Origin of the sequence: Lysinibacillus sp. NPDC059133 (assembly GCF_042755925.1) — a bacterium.
Taxonomy (GTDB): Bacteria; Bacillota; Bacilli; order Bacillales_A; family Planococcaceae; genus Lysinibacillus.
In genome coordinates this window covers 1-17,254 of the sequence record NZ_JBHZDH010000025.1, presented here as the reverse complement: position 1 = coordinate 17,254, position 17,254 = coordinate 1, and the positions used below count along the sequence as shown (strand labels likewise).

Genomic DNA, 17,254 nt, shown 5'->3' with positions numbered 1-17,254 from the left:
GTGATAACGCCTTCGTGACCAACATCATGTTGGCCCAAGCGGCTCATCGGACGCCCCCAGGAAAGCGCTCAGTCGAAACGGAAATCAACCACTCGTTTTGCTGAGAAACCATGTTGTCTTAATATAAAAACCTATAGATTCTTATAGCCTCTCATCCTATTGTGCTTTTAAGCGCAACGTTTTACCTTTAATATCTTCTTTTCTCACAAACGTTTGATGATAATCTCCATTAGCCCAATCCATTACTTGATCTTGATACCAAGCAGATTTTACATGTCCACTCTGTCCAGGACCAACGATATGATAGGCTGAACTTAAATCACCAACATCTACAACAAAGCGCCATGATGCTCCATGATTAACATTTCCAGCTAAGTCATTATCAGCAGCCTGAACAGTAACCTTTGAACCACCAATAGGAACCTTTTTAGCATTAAAATATGCTGCAAGAATTGGCGAAGCTTTACCTAATGTATGGTCAAAGGTAAGCTGATGGAAGTTACCCCATTTCCATTTCGATACGTTTTTTCCGAATTGATCTTCTATTTGTGCGACAGTGAGCTCTAACGCCTTGTAAACTGTTGCATCTACTCCACCCTGCTCATCAATCCATAGGCTATTCTTACCAGCATAAGCTGTACGTAAAAGCTGGTCTGTAATATTAAATTTCCCATACATTAATTCATACATATCATCTGGCATCTGATCCTTAAATAACACTTCCTGTAACTTTTCCATTAATGTATGGAACACTAATGGCGCCCCTGAATCCTTTGCATCTACCATATCCCAATTCTCTAATAATTTAATAACATCTTTATATTTCCCATCCTGATCTTGTGCTTTTATTGATGTTAATAAATATGGTAAAAACTCACGAGCATATAGGTTATGCTGATCCATTTGTAAATTCATCATGTCTTCCACTGTTAAAGAGTCATTCGCCGCTAAAACTTCCTTAATCCGTTCAAAACGATAAGGCTGTGCCCAGAAATCTGTTATATGATAAGGATATTCTTCCCCAATAACTTCATTATTCGCTGTTGCAATAAAGCCTTCATCTGGGTTTACTACAGTCGGAAGTTCATTCCACGGAATAAAGCTCTCCCACCCATAGTCACTAGAATCACCCGGTACCGGCAATTGCCCGTCCCCTTGTTTTCGAATCGGAATTTGACCATTCGCTTTATAGGCAATCGTGCCATCCTTTGATGCAAAAACAAAATTTTGAGCTGGTGCCTTAAAATCCTCTAATGCTTTTTCAAATTCACTCCAGGATTTTGACTTATTAAAACCTAGCACTGCACGTAGTTCTGTCGTTGGTTGCAGTGCCGTCCACTGCATCGAAAATTGTGCTGTAGGCTCAGTATCTTTAAAAGCTAAATCTGTCATGATTGGGCCGTGACGTGTGACAACGACTTCAAAATCTACTGTTTCGCCGTCCTTTACCTTAATCGGTTCATTACGCACCTCTGCTTGCTCCCACTTACCATCATAGCGGAACTGTGTTGGATTATTCGGATTTGGTATTTCAATATATAGATCCTGTACATCAGGTCCAACATTCGTTACACCCCATGCAATGTTATCGTTGTGGCCTAAAATAATGCCCGGAACACCCGCAAAGATTACGCCACTCACATTTTGCTCGGGAGATTGTAGATGCATTTGATACCAAATAGATGGTGTACTCAATCCTAAATGTGGATCATCTGCTAAAATTGGCGTACCGTTTTTTGTTTTCTTCCCCGATACAACCCAGTTATTACTGCCATTAAATTCATTTGGCAACAGTTCTGTCTTAAAATGCCCTGCCACGGCTACCGGATTTTCTTTATTTGCCTTGATAATGGATGAAGCGTTTTCAGGATACTTTATAAATAATTCTTTAGCTTTTTCTTCACCAAAGTTTTGTAAAGCCCAATGACGGAACGCAAGCGTATTCCAATTACCCCCTAAGTCATAGGCCATATATTTACCAATAGTAAGAGAGTCTACAACGGACCATTCCTCCGGTTCGTAGCCTAGTAATGCAAATTCATAGCTTAATGTATTATTTTTCTTAGCCTGTGCAATAAAAGCATTGACGCCATCTGCAAACCACTCAAGTACCTGTCTACTTTCTGCATCATAGGTAGATAATGATTTTTCAGCTGCATCACGCAAGCTAAACGTTCGGAAATGTTTGTCAGTATCAATAGTTGCCTCACCGATTATTTCCGACAAACGACCACTAGCTTGTCTTCGTGCCAAATCCATTTGAAACAGTCGATCTTGTGCTTGAACATAGCCTTGTACCCGATACAAATCTGCATCCGTATTTGCAAAAATATGAGGGATCCCCTTGTCATCCCTTGTGACGGTTACATCTTCATCTAGCACGCTCAGCGAAAGCTCTCCATCAATTACTGGTTTTGATTTATTCATAAACCATGTAAATCCGATAAATGCGACAATAGCTACTACAGCTAAAAATCCTGCTATAGCCAGTAGCCACTTTTTCCATGTAAACTTTCTCACATCTCAACCCCCTTTTTGCAATATATTCTTTTACCCGCTTTCAAATCCTTTTAAAAGGTTTGAAATTTAACTTCTTTCAGCGGGTGTCCAAACCCCCGCTGGAATAGAGGAACTCAGGCTAAGAACTTCACATCCTGTGAAAACGCCTGAGTGACCAACATCGGTGCTGCTGACGCTGCGTTAGCACTACGCTTTCGCACAAAAAACATCTGTTGGCCCAAAGCCTCCGGCGGATGTCATGGAATCGGAAAGGAGTTCCCAGAGGATGTTAGCCTAAAATCATCGCATCCATGCGATAACGGCTAACTGACCTGCATCGGTAAAAACGCTACGTCCTGTGGCATTACCGAAATGACCTACATCGTGTCGCCCCTCGTGCAGGCCTAAGCACAAAGTCGATTCCAGACACAATTATGCCGAGGCATAATTGATTATTTATTGCGTTGCAGTAAAAAAAAAATCGTATTTCCTTTTAGAAATACGATTTTTTATGTTGTTGAAAAACTATACCCAAGCGGCTCATCGGACGCCCCTAGGAAGCTTTACTCTGTGCGAAAGCGTAGCGACAGCAACAATTGTTTTATCTGTGCGAAAGCGTAGCGACAGCAACAACAAAGCGCTCAGTCGAAACGGAAATCAACCACTTATTCTGCCGAAGAGCCCTACTTTAATTGACCTTTTTATTTTCATAGATATTACTGACCAAGCTGTAATTCGATTGGGCAATGATCACTGCCCATAACCTGTGAATGAATGCTTGCCACATTAATTTTGTTCTTTAGTCTTTCAGAAACAATAAAGTAGTCAATACGCCATCCAATATTGCGCTCGCGTACTTTATTCATATAAGACCACCATGTATAGTGATCTGTCGTATCTGGATACATATAGCGGAATGAATCCACAAAACCACTTGCCAATAGCTCCGTCATTTTTTCACGTTCTTCATATGTAAAACCTGAATTACCGACATTAGACTTCGCATTTTTTAAATCAATTTCCATATGTGCAACATTTAAATCCCCACAGTAAACTATAGGTTTCTTGGAATCTAGCTCTTTTAAATATAGCGCTAATCGATCCTCCCATTTTAAACGAAGAGGTAATCTCGCTAAATCACGCTGTGAATTTGGGGTATAAACATTCACTAAGTAAAAATCTTCATACTCTAGTGTAATAATTCTTCCCTCTTCCTGCGATTCATCCTCACCAACGCCATAACGTACTGTAAGCGGGGTATGTTTTGTAAAAATGGCTGTACCTGAATAACCTTTCTTCTCTGCATAATTCCAATATTGCTCATATCCCTCAAGAGAAATCTCCACTTGTTCAGCCTGACACTTTGTTTCTTGAATACAGAAAAAATCTGCATCTACATGATTGAAGAAATCTAAAAACCCTTTGCCTAAACATGCTCGAATTCCATTAACATTCCATGATATAAACTTCATTTTCTGTTTCACTCCTCAAAAAACGCCCTCCACCATTAGCGAAGGGCGTAGTATCCTATAAGTCGTCACCAACGATTTTTACTTCTGTTTCTAAATCGATGCCAAACTTTTCTTTAACTTCTCGTTGTACCATTTGAATTGTCGCTATATATTCAGTAGCCGTTGCATTACCTTTATTAACAATAAAGCCTGCATGCTTCGTTGATACCTCTGCATCACCAACGCCTTTTCCTTGTAAGCCACTATCTTGAATAAGCTTGCCAGCAAAGTGACCAGGCGGGCGTTTAAAAACGCTCCCTGCAGATGGGTATTCTAATGGCTGCTTAGATTCTCGCTGAAGTGTTAAATCAGCAATTTTTGCATCAATTTCTTCCTGCACACCTTTTGCTAACTGAAATTCGGATGATAATACATAATAGCCCTTCTTGGCAATGATACTTTGACGATAACCAAGTTCAAGATCTTCTTTCGATAGTATTAAAATTTCGCCTTCTTTTGTTAACACTTTCGATGAAATAATAATATCCTTAATTTCACCGCCATATGCACCTGCATTCATTGCCATCGCTCCACCAACTGAGCCTGGGATACCACATGCAAATTCAAAACCTGTTAAAGATGCTGCCGCAGCCAGTTTCGATACATCCTTAATAAGTGCACCGCTTTGCGCATAAACAAGGTCACCATTAATGCGAATCTCATCTAAAAATGAAAATGTAACAACGATCCCTCGATGACCGCCATCACGAACGACCATATTAGATCCATTACCTAACATTAATAAAGGTATATTATTCTTATGGGCATAGCGAATAACTGTTGCTGCCTCTTCCTCTGTTTCAACGAGAACGAAAACATCCGCTTTACCGCCTAATTTTGTCATAGTATATTGCTGTAATGATTCATCTAACTTTATATTGGCTGGATTAACGCTCTGTGCTAAATCCGCCACCCATTGTTCTTTTGTCATGAGAGCTAATTCCTTTCTAACGTCCTTCTTACTCTACACTAGTATGGATTTAGAACCCTAATTTGACAAGTAAAATGAAGGGTAATTTTTATCTCGCCTTAACAAGTAGCGAGACTCTCCGTGCAGAGAAGATGAATAGGATAAAGAAAATTCATGGTCATTAGTATTACATATGTCCAATGTTTATCTATCCATCAGAAATTTCGAGATAGACTTCACACTTTTACAGCCAACTCGTTGCCCACGATTCGATATTGCGGATTGCTCCTTCTAGTGCCCAACCTTTATCCGTCAAAGAATACTCAACACGCACTGGTACCTCTGAATATACTTTTCTTTCAACAAGCCCTTCTTTTTCTAGCTCTTTTAAACGTTCGGATAATAAACGGCCACTTACAGGTAATGCAGTTTCAATCTCGTTAAAGCGCTGTGGTCCATCTAGTAATTGATATAAAATCAGCCCTGTCCAGCGTTTTCCGATTAAATCCATTGCTTTAGCTAAACGAGGACATAAATTTGACTCACTCATTTTTTTCACCTCTTATGTACTCTATTGTAACGATTATTTTTTAAAAAGTAAATTTGAAGTAACTTATTTACTACAGGTAATTTATTTACTATTTATTATTTGATTACTAAATGTAACTATAGTTGGTTTTCATCTTCGGCATTTCCTTTTGACACAACATCATATAAAGGCAAATGATGACATAAAAAATTAGCCATGGCCACCCGATCAGAGAGTAGCCATGGTAGCTTACTATTTAAAAATAGGCCACTTACTTCTATATGGATGCACATGATTTTATTATTATGACTACTTCTATTGTTGCATCCCCTTTGTAAAAGAAAAGTTACCGTTTATAACGTTATGTCGACTAACCTGACTTTCATTGAAAAATTCACAAAATAAACTCGCGTCAATGTAATATTCCCTCATTTTTCCAAAAACTCATTGAATATCTGAATTGTTTAATTTATCATTCGTGTAAGATCAGTTTTAGGGTGCTTTTCCAAAGTAACGTTTGATTTTAGTCATTCAACTATTGGCTTTTCTGTACGACATATGATGATATCCAAAATATATGGTGTATTTGAATCGTACACTACAGAAATAGCCTTGTCAGATATTGAACAAATGGAGGATGCAAAAATATCATTCACAATCGCTGTTGCTAGGAAAACTTTGATCGTGATGTGCATCTTGTATAGCGGACATTTATCCAAAAATTTTATTTACGTCTACATATATTAAGAAATTAGAAGGTAAGAAGTTTGCTATACAGATTTGACGAATCCTATCGTATTTACAACAGTATATACAGGGAACAGTGTAAATCCACGGGCGCAAAAAGTACATGGATTCTATGCTAAGGCACAGATTGAATTTAGTTTATAACACTCTCCTAAAACAGGTGGTGTTTTAATTAGTGATGTAATTGATGTTGTGGTGGATCTAGAAATAAATCCTTTATAACAACTTCAAGCACAATATTTCGTAGATCGGAGGACTTTTATGGTTGGGTTTGATGAATTCTCTTTTGCACATTCTTTTATTTCAATAATGTTTTTTATCGTGTTCGGTCTTATAGCATTTACTATTATTAAAGGTGTCTTACAATGGTCGAAAAACAACAATGAACCAGTATTAACAGTACCCGCTAAAGTCGTAACAAAACGGTCTAATACTAGTGGGGGTTCTGGTAACTCCAGTGCTCATACATCGTACTATGTCACGTTTGAAGTACAAAGTGGCGATCGTCTAGAATTAAAAATGAATGGTCGTGATTACGGACAGCTTGCAGATGATGACTTTGGCTTATTAACATTTCAAGGAACACGTTATCATGCATTTGAGCGACAAAAAAAGGAGAGCAGCGTTTAACAACGCACTCTCCTTTTTAACATTTCATTATTACTTAATTAAATATTTACCAAAGCCGCCTTCTGTATCGCCTAAATATTCAATATTGCTGCCTGCAGGAATGACTTTTTGTGCATCCTTTGCAGAGTTGTAAATAACTTTTGTATTTGCTGGGAACGGTACAAATGACCAATTGTTATCCGCAGCAGGATTAATTGTTTTGTTTGTCATAATGTAGTCGATTACAGCTTGGCGATTTTCATAAGCATAGTTTCTTAAGTTAGAGCCATCTGCCTTTTTAAATGTGGCACCATAAGAACCACCCACGCGGTAATTGTTCGAAATGATGATAAATTCTTGTTTTAGATCGATTGGTTTACCGTTGTATTCCACGTTTTTAATACGATTTGCTTTTTCGTCTAGTAGAATACCTCGACTATCATATTTCGCTGGTGATGTTACATCGATTTGATAGGTTAAGCCATCTAATACATCAAAATTGTAAGAACGTGCCTCTGGGTCAATAATATTTTGTTCTTTCGTTTGATTTGGATCAATTGTTGTAAAAATACCAGCAGCCATTTCTAACCATTCAATAGCTTGTGCACCTGTTACCTTAATCGTTGCAACAGTATTATCATAAAAATAAATGTCTGCCATATTTTTAATCGCAAGCGGTCCTACAGGAATGTTTGTGTAATCTGCAGGGTTATTACGAGAGCCTGCTTTGAAAGGTGCACCAGCTGAAAGAAGTGGTGTGTTTTCATCAGCAGTACCTTTTAATTCTTTTTCAATAAACCATTTTTGAGCTTGTGTCACAATTTGAATAGAAGGATCATCTTGAACCATTGAGAAGTAGCTATGGATTGGTGCAGTTGTCTCACCAACAGGCTGACGAATATACTTTAATGTACCTTCATGCGCTTCTTTAATTGCATTTAATACTGTTTTAGATGGTTTTAGGCCTTCTTGCTTGATAGAACGGATAGAACCTTGTCCATCCTTTACAACCCATTTAGAGCCTTGTTGTTCTAGTTGTAAATCAATGACTCCAAGATAGCTACCATAGCTTCCTGCCATTACAGTAGGTACACCGTTGATTGTCCCTTTTTCTTGATCGACATTTTTCAGATTTTTATAGTCACCTGGGAATGTTAAATGAGAGTGGCCTGTAATTAAAGCGTCGACACCTTTAATCTCAGAAATTTGGTATCCAACGTTTTCGTTACCTTTTACATAAGTATCCTCACCAATACCTGAATGTGAAAGTACTACAATTACGTCTGCACCTGCTTTTTGCATTTCTGGTACAACTTCTTTCACCGCTTCAACCGGTTCTTGCATTTCTACTTTGCCTGCTAAATGAATAGCATCCCACTCGACAATTTTCGTAGGTACAATTCCTGTAACACCAACTTTAAGCGTGTGCTTCTTACCTGCTTTGTCTACAACCTCTTTATTAAGAATTACATAAGGTGTGTACATACGCTTTTTTGTTTTAGCGTCGTATGTGTTTGCATTTACGACTGGATATTTTGCATCATTTAATACTTCATCTAAAAACTTTAAACCGTAGTTGAACTCGTGATTTCCTAAAGTTCCTCCATCATATTTCAGTGCATTTAGTGCTGCAATAGCTGGATGAACCTCACCTGGCTTCAAAGGATTCTCTAATGCTTTATAAGAGCCTAGTGGCGTTCCTTGAATTAAATCACCGTTATCAAATAATAATGTATTTGGGTTCTCAGTACGAGCCTGTTCAATTAATGTAGCCGTGTTTGCTAAACCTACGTCAGCTGATTCAGCATCTAAGAAATAATTGTAATTCGCAAGGTTTGTATGAATATCTGTTGTTCCTAATATTTGAAGATCTACTGTAGTTGTAGATGTTGATAATTTGTATTCGGCTACAAAGCGTTTAATAATACTTTGCATTTGCTCAGTTGTTACATAGGCACGAGGACGAATTGTGTTATCCTCAAAGCCTTGTAATAAGTTTGCTGCAACGGCATTTGCTAAATCTTGCTTATGTGTTGTAGCAATTTGATTTGCATCTTTAAACTTATCTAGTACAGAAAGTGGGGCGTTGTCTTTGGCTAATCCACGAGCAGAAATAACAAATGCTTGTTGTCGTGTCAATTTATCATTTGGACCAAACAATGTCGCCGTTTTACCTTTAATAAGATTCAATTCTACTGCCTTTTCTACATACGGAGCTAACTCCTTAGAGATGTCAGTGAAGGCAGTTTTGGAACCATCCCCTAGCTCTACATTTAAGCTTTTTACTAATTCTTTCACGTAATCCCCGCGTGTCACATCGTTTGATGCAGCATTCGCGGATAGTCCAAATGGTAACACCGTGAATAGAACAAGTAACATTGCCAAGAATTTAGTCATTAATTTCTTATTCATGAAACAACCTCCCTATAAATCTAATATTTTCCTACGATTTCTATTATATTATACTAATTGCTTTATTAACTGAACAAATAGTCCTAATTGTATGTATTTTTAAACGAATAGCAAAACACTTTACTAGAAAATGATGGATTAATATTATTTCATATTCATTTCACATAACGTGATGTTATTAAATGTAAATCAAGAATAAGCGCATAATACCAATATTTCAAACCTCCTTACCATTACCATACCTCTATGAAAGAAATAAAAAAAAGTTCTCTCAAATTAGAGAGAACTTTTATTAAAAAATAATTTATTATGCGTTTACAGTTTGTAAAGATTGAGCTACTTTTTTAACCGCTTCTAGGCCATTCGCAATAATTTCTTGCGCTTTATCTTGTGACGCGTTATGACCTTCAATGATAACTTCTTCGATAATTTCCATACCGAACATGCCAACAACGTTTTTGATATAGTTAACTGACATTTCCATTGGTTGTGCTTCAGGTGCAGAATAGTAACCACCACGAGCATTTAAGATCACAACTTTTTTGTCACCCATTAAGCCTTCTAATTGACCGTTTTCATTATATTTAAATGTATAACCAGCTTGGAATACATAGTCGATGAAAGTTTGTAATTTCGCTGGGATTGTTAAGTTCCAAAGTGGGAAAGCAAATACAACAACATCAGCTGCAGTTAAAGCATCCATAGCTTTTTGTTTTGCTGCTAAAAGACGTGATTCAATGTCAGTTAACGCTTCACCGTTTTGAACTTTACCAAAAGCATTGAAAAGATCTTGACCGAAATAAGGCATATCTTCTGCGAATACGTCAAAAGTCGTTACATCTACACCTTGTACATTTTCCATAAATGTGTCGTACATTTTTGTTGAAATACCATCTGGACGGTTGTTTGCTTTTACTACTAATACATTCATTATATAAATTCTCCCTTAAAATCAAAGTTTAATATCTCGAATTCAAGATATATAAGTATATTAAAAAATTTCGCGGAAAAAGTCAACGCTAGTAGACTCAGACTTTTGACTGAAATGCGGTTTATTCAAAATATTTACACCATAACGTAAGGTTGATTTCCATTCCGACTGGGCGCTTTGTTGTTGCTGACGCTTCGCTTTCGCACAGATAAAACATTTTGTTGCTGACGCTTCGCTTTCGCACAGAGCAAAGCTTCCTGGGGGCGTCCGATGAGCCGCTAATCCCCAAGGAGTCGCCCAGTCTCCATTCCAATCAACTTTGCCACATAATATGCGTTTAACAAAGGTCCATCCTCTTTTGGTAATGAGCCATTAAAGCATATGTGTTAGGTGCTTGGAGTGTGAAATGAACTTACCAGAGCTTCTTCGTGTTTCAAGAGTATTCTGTAAGAGAACCCAACCTTTTCGAGGTCCTTACCCGAATGTTGTAATAGTCAGATCGGTTCTATTATTTCTTACCTTTCTCCAACAGCATTAAAATTTACAACTATCATCGGTACAAACTCCACCATCTTCAGAGCCTACCATCTTTAATCTTGGTTGTAAGCCTTCTTCTTCTGCAACTTTACGTAAAGTTTCTTCAAATACTTCTTGAGGTTGTGCCCCAGAAATACCGTACTTACGATTTAACACAAAGAACGGTACCCCTCGTACGCCCAGTTGTAGCCCTTCTTGTATATCCGCCTCTACTTCTGTTTTAAAATCATCGTTTGAAAGAACCTTTGCAACTTCTTCACGATTCAAACCTACTTGCTCAGCAATATCGATTAATACATTATCCTGACCAATACGTTTTGCTTCAATAAAATAATTGTATAATAGTGCTTCAACAAGCGCTGGAACATCCCCTTGTTGTTCTGCCGATTTTACTAGACGATGTGCTTTTAATGTATTTTCCTCCATTAAGTGATCAAAGTTATAATCTAGACCAACTTCTTTTGCGCGAGCAGCAACACCTTGCGTCATTTCCTTCGCTTTTTCTAGCGACATCCCATACTTTTTCGCCAATGCTTCATACGTAGACACATTTGTATCCACAGGTGTTGTTGGGTCAAGTTGATAGCTTTTATAAACGAGCTCTACCTGCCCTGCAAAACCAGTTTCCTGAATTGCTTGCTCTAGTTGCTTTTTACCAATATAACAAAACGGACATACATAATCTGACCAGATTTCAATTTTCATAGCTAGACACGCTCCTTTTGCTACATTGTAGCGATAGTAATAATCACTAGGCAATTTTTATGCTTCATTGCATAATTTCTCAAATCAATCTACATACTGAACGTAAAAACAATGTGAGGGTTATGTATGACACAATCTCTTTGGCTCGGAACAATTGATCCCGTCTCCCTACCATCTCTACCTGCTTCAACAACTTGTGATGTATGTATTATAGGTGGAGGGTTGACGGGACTATATACAGCCTATGTCTTAGCAAAATCAGGTGTAGATGTAGTCTTGCTTGAGGCAAATTCCCATATCGGTCATGGTACGACTGGTCATTCAACAGGAAAATTAACTGCACAGCATAGCTTAGTTTATGCCAACCTTATTGAAAAACTTTCTGTAGATGAGGCACGGCTTTATTATCAGCTCAACCAAATAGCTGTAGAAAAAGCATTACAGCTACTCCCTAAAGAAAGCATTCAACAAGTAGATTCATTGCTTTATTGCCAAACAAAAGAAGGCTATGCCCAATTGTTAAAAGAATGGAATGCTTATAAAGTATTAAATATTAAGGCGAAAATCACTTCTGACACAGAGCTTCCCTTTCCAATTACAAAAGCACTTAGCATGTCCCAGCAGGCACAAATACACCCTGTAGAAGTGTGTAATTTCCTTGTAAAAGAAGCATTATCAATGGGCGCAAAAATCTATACAAATACCCGTGTTCAACAATTGAACATACCGCAAAATAGCTTACATACCGAAAATGACATGTCGGTTCAATACAACAAGCTTATTTTATGCTCACACTATCCAATCGAAGCCTTTAGAGGACTAAATCTTTTTAAACTTTCTAACAGTCGCTCCTATATGGTTGCTGGTAAAATTACTGATACACTACAAGGTCAATACTTATGCGTAGATAATCCGACACGCTCTATTCGAACAGCTACCATTAATGGTGAGCATTATTTAGTATTAGGTGGAGCTAATCATATTGCAGGGGAAACAACCAATACCCAGCCCTATTATGAGGCTATTCAAAATGAAATGAAGGCTCACTTTGATCAGGATTCAATCTATCGCTGGTCAGCGCAGGACATCGAAACACCTGATATGGTCCCATATGTTGGCAGGATTACACCGTCCTTACCTAATGTTTTCATTGCAACTGGCTATCGAAAATGGGGAATTTCCAATTCTTTTGTAGCAGGAGATCTACTATCCTCCTTAATAACAGGTGCCGGGAATGAGGATGGCGCAATTCCTCTTTATTCGCCATCACGTACGAAATTTGGGGCTCAATTTATGCAGATGCTAAAGGTAGGAGGCTTTGTAGCAAAGGAATTTGTCACAGGTTATGTGAAACATGCCAATACACCAACTTGCACGCATTTAGGCTGTAAAACAAAATGGAATGAAGCCGATGAAACTTGGGATTGCCCTTGTCACGGCTCTCGCTTTAATGCCAAAGGGGAAGTTCTTGAAGGTCCTGCCGTACACCCTTTAAAGCTAGATTAACAAATGCGCTAAAGCGCCCGTTTACATCCGACAAGCGCTGGAGAATCCGAGGCAACAGTATGCGTTTCACCACTTTTGCCCAAGGGACCGAAGCGACCTCGAGGATGTAGCGCTTTAGCCTAAACGATAACTATGCCCTTGGTTATCCACAATATAAAAATCTATAATTTCCTTAACATAAAAAAGAGGTTGCCTTTTTCAGGGCAACCTCTTTCTCATTATTTCAATGCATCAGTTAAAACTGGAACGATTTGTTTTTTACGAGATACAACACCCGGTAAAACAACGCGATTATTTACAAGCTCTACGCCAAATCCTTTTGCTGCAGCCTCTGCTACTTGTCCAATTGCAACAGCTGTTGAATCATTGTTTAAAATATCCGTTACAACAAAGAAGAATAAATCTAAACCATTTTCCGCTACATTTTTATTTAATAAATTTTCTAATTCCTCTTGGCGGCCAAGTACATCGTTAATATCGACAGCATTTACTTGGGCTACTACAGATTTATATTCACCGAATTGGAATTCTTTCGCATCTAATGATAAAAGATCTTCTAATGATTTATCTGAAAGATCCGCACCTGCTTTAAGCATTGCTAACCCATATTCAGCGGCATCAACACCTGCAATTTTCGCTAGCTCCTCACCAGCTTGTACATCTTGCTCTGTGCAAGTTGGAGATTTGAATAATAATGTATCCGAAACGATGGCCGAAAGCATTAAACCTGCAATGTTTGCAGGAACTGCTACGCCATGTTCTTTGAAAATTTTATTTAAAATCGTTGCAGTACAGCCTACAGGTTCTGCACGGTAGTATAGTGGATCAGCCGTTTGGAAGTTTGCAATACGGTGATGATCAATCACTTCTGCAATTTGTACTTCTTCAATTCCATCAGCAGATTGCTGGAATTCATTGTGGTCTACAAGGATTACTTTCTCTGCTTCTCCAACTACTGATGAAATTAATCGAGGTGCCTCAAAGCCAAATTTATCTAAAGCAAATTGTGTTTCGTTATTCACTTCACCAAGACGTACCGCTTCAGCATCAACACCAATTTGCTGTTTTAAATATGCATATACAATTGCAGATGTAATTGTGTCTGTATCTGGATTTTTATGACCAAAAACTAAAACTTTACTCATTGAAATTATTCCTCCTAAATGGCATAACATTTATATTTTATTTTATCATACCTTATGAGCAAACATGATATAAATTGAAAGTTTATCTATAAAGGATCTATTGCTATTCACAACTAAAATCTACTATTCTAGGATAACCATATCTTCATGTATTACTTACTTTTCTTATATATAAAAGAAGCTAAAATTAGGCTTATTTTAGTTAATCGTAAAATGGGAAACTCGAGGGGGTTATTTGATCAATTATGACTCAGCATAATTGCGTATAGAATCGGCTTTGTGCTTAGGCCGCAGATGTTTTTTGCGCGAAAGCGTAGCGACAGCAACAGATGTTTTTTGTGCGAAAGCGTAGCGACAGCAACAGATGTTTTTTGTGCGAAAGCGTAGCGACAGCAACAGATGTTTTTTGTGCGAAAGCGTAGCGACAGCAAAAGGGTTTTATCTGCGCGAAAGCGAAGCGGCAGCGGCAACAACATGACGCAGGTCAGTTAGCCGTTATCGCATGGATACGATGATTTTAGGTTAATTGAACTTGAACTCCTTTCCGATTCCGTGACATCCGCTGAAAGAAGTTAAAATGTATGCCATAAATAGGAGTTGATTGGAATGAAGACCCGGAGACTCATTGGAAATCAAAATGTCATAGATAAGTTCTTGGAGTGAGCCAGTAGAGGAACGTAGGCTAAAGGTATGACATCCTGGGAAAGCACACCTTTAGAACAGAGATAAAGTCTGCTTTATGGTAACAACTAAAACATTACCTATTTTCAACATTTATAGGTTATTATTAAATTTAATATATTTATCTGTTAAAAACATCCTATTTATAACATTTAATAATAAAAATGCATAGTTTATAAAAAATATTTACTATAAATAGATATATAGTTGTGTTTTTGTATTTAAGAAACCGTAATTTTATGCTATCATCAGGTAGTCTATATTTTTTAGGATATACAGGAAATGGGGATTACGATGACAAAGAAGATGGAAAAAAAGTATATTCCTTTAGCAAATTATTTTGAAGTAGCTTCACAACAAGAAATTACTTTATCATTTAGCGAACTCGAAAATATTATGGGACAAGCCTTGCCAAATGCAGCTTACTTGAATAGGAGCTGGTGGAAAAAAACAAAACCCCCTCTCTCTCACTATTTGTCATGGACAAATGCAGGCTATTATGTCATTGATGTTAAGCTCGGTACAAGTGTAACTTTCTCGCGTACACAAATGAAGACTACGAGTAATATCTCTAAAAATGACGATAACCCACCTGCATACATAATTCGAGCAATTGAAGCATCAGACGCCAGATCATTTATTCATCTACAAGAAGAAATTTTCCAACAAACTGACTTCATGTATAATATGGAAAACGAATTAGACCTCACAGTTCAACAGCTTCGAAAAGATTTGGGCTATTGGAAACAATTGAAAAACCGTACGATTTTATGTTGTATAGTAAATGGCATTTTTGCTGGCTATGCCGTTATCCATGGATATAAACATTCTAAAGTTAAACATGTTGCAACAGTTCACCTAGCTGTTAAGCAAGAACATCAGCGACAAGGAATCGGCTCAGCGCTGATGGAAGCAGTAGAACGTTGGTCTATACAGCGAGATATTTCGCGCTTAGAAGTATCTGTCATGGAGCATAATGATCGTGCTTTAAATTTGTTCAAAAAATCAGGTTTTCAACAAGAAGGTATCCGACAAAATGCCATTAAATTAAATGATGCCTTTATTAACGAGTATAGTTTAAGTAAAATTTTATAAGCTTTTTTCAAGGATGTCTAAAACTTATTTGGACATCTTTTTTATGTGTAGCGTTGTAAAATGATTAGAAGACTTGCTTTTCTCTTACTGCATCTAAAAATAACAAATTATTTTCTACTTGTTCATAGGATTGCTGATATTTCTCATATTGTGCCTTGTCCTGACTGACCATTTCCTCAATTAGCGCATGTAAAAAAGAAAACAGGACTGGAATAACATCCAATGAAGATTGCTTTTTCAGACCAAGTATAAATAACGCACTTGTATATTCCCGAATAGAAGACAACGCCGAACCAGTAATGGCAATAATTCTAGCCTTTTTCTTCTTAGCAATTTCTACAATCGTTTGAATGTCGTTTGAATGCTTGTCCCATGAAAAAACAATTAACGTCGTTTGCTCACTCATACTGTTAATTTGCTGTACAAGATCATCGGATTCTGAGCGAAGCTGCTTCACATTTGGACGTAACGTTTTCATTGTATACGATAACCAATTTGCAATGGACGCAGCTTGACGAGTACCCAAAATATAAATGTTCTCTGCTTCGTGCATCCATTTTGAACTTTTTTGAAGCATAGTATCATTAATCAAATGAATCGTATCTTGAATATTTTGAATATCACGTTGCATTACCTTACCAAAACTCGAAATATTTATCTTACTTGAAGAATATGTAGGTTGAAGACTCGCATTACCATTTTGAGTCATTAAATAGCTTCTAATTTCGTCTTGAAGCTCTACATAGCCCGATAAATCCATCGCATAACAAAAACGAATCACTGTCGATTCACTAACATTAGCCTGTCTACCAACTTCTGCTGCTCCGTTACCAATTACAACTGTAGGGTTATTCATAACAAATTGTGCAACTTTACGCTGTCCCTTCGACAGCCTAACAAATCTACTTTCTATTTCTTCATTAATGCTCATTTCTAACAACCTTTCTTTCAATGAAATTATCACGAATGGAGATTGTTTCCTATTAATTCTAAATTCGGATCAATTATGCCTCGGCATAATTGCGTCCGGAGTCGGCTTTGTGCTTAGGCCTGCACGAGGGTAGACACGATGTCGGTCATTTCGGTAATGCCACAAGACGTGGCGTTTTTACCGATGCAGGCCAGTTTGCCGTTATCGCATGGATGCGATGAATTTAGGCTAACATCCTTTGTGAACTCCTTTCCGATTCCGTGACATCCGCCGGAGGCTTTAGACCAACGTGATGTTGGTCACTCAGTCGTGTGTTGTTGTTGTTGTTGTTGTTGTTGTTGTTGCTGTCGCTTCGCTTTCGCACAGTTAAAACCATGTTGCTGTCGCTTCGCTTTCGCACAGATAAAACCGTGTTGCTGTCGCTTCGCTTTCGCACAGTTAAAACCATGTTGCTGTCGCTTCGCTTTCGCACAGATAAAACCGTGTTGCTGTCGCTTCGCTTTCGC

General features: G+C 37.8%; 14 protein-coding genes. 4 read left to right on the top strand and 10 right to left on the bottom strand.

Features of this window, described 5'->3' with window-relative positions:
* Positions 1-156: 156 nt before the first annotated feature.
* The 4 genes from ACFXN8_RS14300 to ACFXN8_RS14285 form a co-directional block, all read right to left on the bottom strand.
* Positions 157-2,520: a penicillin acylase family protein gene (locus tag ACFXN8_RS14300; protein ID WP_386845967.1), complete on the bottom strand. Its 2,364-nt coding sequence runs from the start codon at positions 2,518-2,520 to the stop codon at positions 157-159.
* Between the two features lie 695 nt (positions 2,521-3,215).
* Positions 3,216-3,971, bottom strand: coding sequence for an exodeoxyribonuclease III (locus tag ACFXN8_RS14295; RefSeq protein ID WP_386845965.1), 756 nt, complete (start codon positions 3,969-3,971; stop codon positions 3,216-3,218).
* A 55-nt stretch (positions 3,972-4,026) separates the two neighbouring features.
* Positions 4,027-4,941 (bottom strand): UDP-N-acetylmuramate dehydrogenase, encoded by a 915-nt coding sequence (murB, locus tag ACFXN8_RS14290; protein ID WP_386845963.1) that lies wholly within the window; start codon positions 4,939-4,941, stop codon positions 4,027-4,029.
* Between the two features lie 223 nt (positions 4,942-5,164).
* On the bottom strand, positions 5,165-5,470 hold the full coding sequence (locus ACFXN8_RS14285; protein WP_370043822.1) for a winged helix-turn-helix transcriptional regulator: 306 nt from the start codon (positions 5,468-5,470) through the stop codon (positions 5,165-5,167).
* 450 nt (positions 5,471-5,920) lie between these two features.
* On the opposite strand from ACFXN8_RS14285, the gene ACFXN8_RS14280 reads away from it, so the two are divergent.
* Together ACFXN8_RS14280 and ACFXN8_RS14275 are read left to right on the top strand one after the other, a co-directional pair.
* The gene (locus ACFXN8_RS14280; protein ID WP_386846015.1) at positions 5,921-6,196 is read left to right on the top strand and encodes a YceI family protein; all 276 of its coding nucleotides are present in this window, start codon (positions 5,921-5,923) and stop codon (positions 6,194-6,196) included.
* A 261-nt stretch (positions 6,197-6,457) separates the two neighbouring features.
* A complete protein-coding gene (locus tag ACFXN8_RS14275) occupies positions 6,458-6,826 on the top strand; it encodes a DUF2500 domain-containing protein (RefSeq protein ID WP_386845960.1) in 369 nt (122 codons plus the stop codon).
* Between the two features lie 30 nt (positions 6,827-6,856).
* Here the strand turns inward: ACFXN8_RS14275 and ACFXN8_RS14270 are convergent, their stop codons facing one another.
* The 3 genes from ACFXN8_RS14270 to ACFXN8_RS14260 all read right to left on the bottom strand — a co-directional run bounded on the left by ACFXN8_RS14270 (position 6,857) and on the right by ACFXN8_RS14260 (position 11,390).
* Positions 6,857-9,217 carry a bifunctional 2',3'-cyclic-nucleotide 2'-phosphodiesterase/3'-nucleotidase gene (locus tag ACFXN8_RS14270; RefSeq protein ID WP_386845958.1) on the bottom strand — a complete coding sequence of 787 codons (2,361 nt, stop codon included), beginning with the start codon at positions 9,215-9,217 and terminating at the stop codon, positions 6,857-6,859.
* 307 nt (positions 9,218-9,524) lie between these two features.
* Positions 9,525-10,148, bottom strand: a complete 624-nt coding sequence (locus ACFXN8_RS14265) for an FMN-dependent NADH-azoreductase (RefSeq protein ID WP_386845956.1) — start codon at positions 10,146-10,148, stop codon at positions 9,525-9,527.
* 534 nt (positions 10,149-10,682) lie between these two features.
* Positions 10,683-11,390, bottom strand: a complete 708-nt coding sequence (locus ACFXN8_RS14260) for a DsbA family oxidoreductase (RefSeq protein ID WP_386845954.1) — start codon at positions 11,388-11,390, stop codon at positions 10,683-10,685.
* Between the two features lie 126 nt (positions 11,391-11,516).
* On the opposite strand from ACFXN8_RS14260, the gene ACFXN8_RS14255 reads away from it, so the two are divergent.
* Positions 11,517-12,896: an FAD-dependent oxidoreductase gene (locus tag ACFXN8_RS14255; RefSeq protein WP_386845952.1), complete on the top strand. Its 1,380-nt coding sequence runs from the start codon at positions 11,517-11,519 to the stop codon at positions 12,894-12,896.
* A 218-nt stretch (positions 12,897-13,114) separates the two neighbouring features.
* Here ACFXN8_RS14255 and ACFXN8_RS14250 read toward each other — a convergent pair whose 3' ends face one another.
* Entirely contained in the window at positions 13,115-14,041 is a 927-nt protein-coding gene (locus ACFXN8_RS14250; protein WP_386845950.1) for a manganese-dependent inorganic pyrophosphatase, read from the bottom strand.
* Between the two features lie 975 nt (positions 14,042-15,016).
* Between ACFXN8_RS14250 and ACFXN8_RS14245 the strand changes: the two genes are divergently transcribed.
* Entirely contained in the window at positions 15,017-15,817 is an 801-nt protein-coding gene (locus ACFXN8_RS14245) for a GNAT family N-acetyltransferase (RefSeq protein ID WP_376072510.1), read from the top strand.
* A 64-nt stretch (positions 15,818-15,881) separates the two neighbouring features.
* On the opposite strand, the gene ACFXN8_RS14240 is transcribed toward ACFXN8_RS14245, so the two are convergent.
* Both ACFXN8_RS14240 and ACFXN8_RS14235 read right to left on the bottom strand, forming a co-directional pair.
* Positions 15,882-16,748 carry a MurR/RpiR family transcriptional regulator gene (locus ACFXN8_RS14240; RefSeq protein ID WP_376072507.1) on the bottom strand — a complete coding sequence of 289 codons (867 nt, stop codon included), beginning with the start codon at positions 16,746-16,748 and terminating at the stop codon, positions 15,882-15,884.
* A gap of 299 nt (positions 16,749-17,047) precedes the next feature.
* The coding region (locus ACFXN8_RS14235; RefSeq protein WP_386845947.1) for a hypothetical protein at positions 17,048-17,254 on the bottom strand (207 nt) is incomplete at its 5' end.

Bases quoted from the DNA above. Each gene is read 5' to 3' on its own strand.
- ACFXN8_RS14240 (WP_376072507.1), bottom strand. From the start codon at position 16,748: ATGAGCATTAATGAAGAAATAGAAAGTAGATTTGTTAGGCTGTCGAAG.
- ACFXN8_RS14260 (WP_386845954.1), bottom strand. From the start codon at position 11,390: ATGAAAATTGAAATCTGGTCAGATTATGTATGTCCGTTTTGTTATATT.
- ACFXN8_RS14255 (WP_386845952.1), top strand. From the start codon at position 11,517: ATGACACAATCTCTTTGGCTCGGAACAATTGATCCCGTCTCCCTACCA.
- ACFXN8_RS14270 (WP_386845958.1), bottom strand. From the start codon at position 9,217: ATGAATAAGAAATTAATGACTAAATTCTTGGCAATGTTACTTGTTCTA.
- murB (WP_386845963.1), bottom strand. From the start codon at position 4,941: ATGACAAAAGAACAATGGGTGGCGGATTTAGCACAGAGCGTTAATCCA.
- ACFXN8_RS14275 (WP_386845960.1), top strand. From the start codon at position 6,458: ATGGTTGGGTTTGATGAATTCTCTTTTGCACATTCTTTTATTTCAATA.
- ACFXN8_RS14250 (WP_386845950.1), bottom strand. From the start codon at position 14,041: ATGAGTAAAGTTTTAGTTTTTGGTCATAAAAATCCAGATACAGACACA.
- ACFXN8_RS14285 (WP_370043822.1), bottom strand. From the start codon at position 5,470: ATGAGTGAGTCAAATTTATGTCCTCGTTTAGCTAAAGCAATGGATTTA.
- ACFXN8_RS14295 (WP_386845965.1), bottom strand. From the start codon at position 3,971: ATGAAGTTTATATCATGGAATGTTAATGGAATTCGAGCATGTTTAGGC.
- ACFXN8_RS14245 (WP_376072510.1), top strand. From the start codon at position 15,017: ATGACAAAGAAGATGGAAAAAAAGTATATTCCTTTAGCAAATTATTTT.
- ACFXN8_RS14265 (WP_386845956.1), bottom strand. From the start codon at position 10,148: ATGAATGTATTAGTAGTAAAAGCAAACAACCGTCCAGATGGTATTTCA.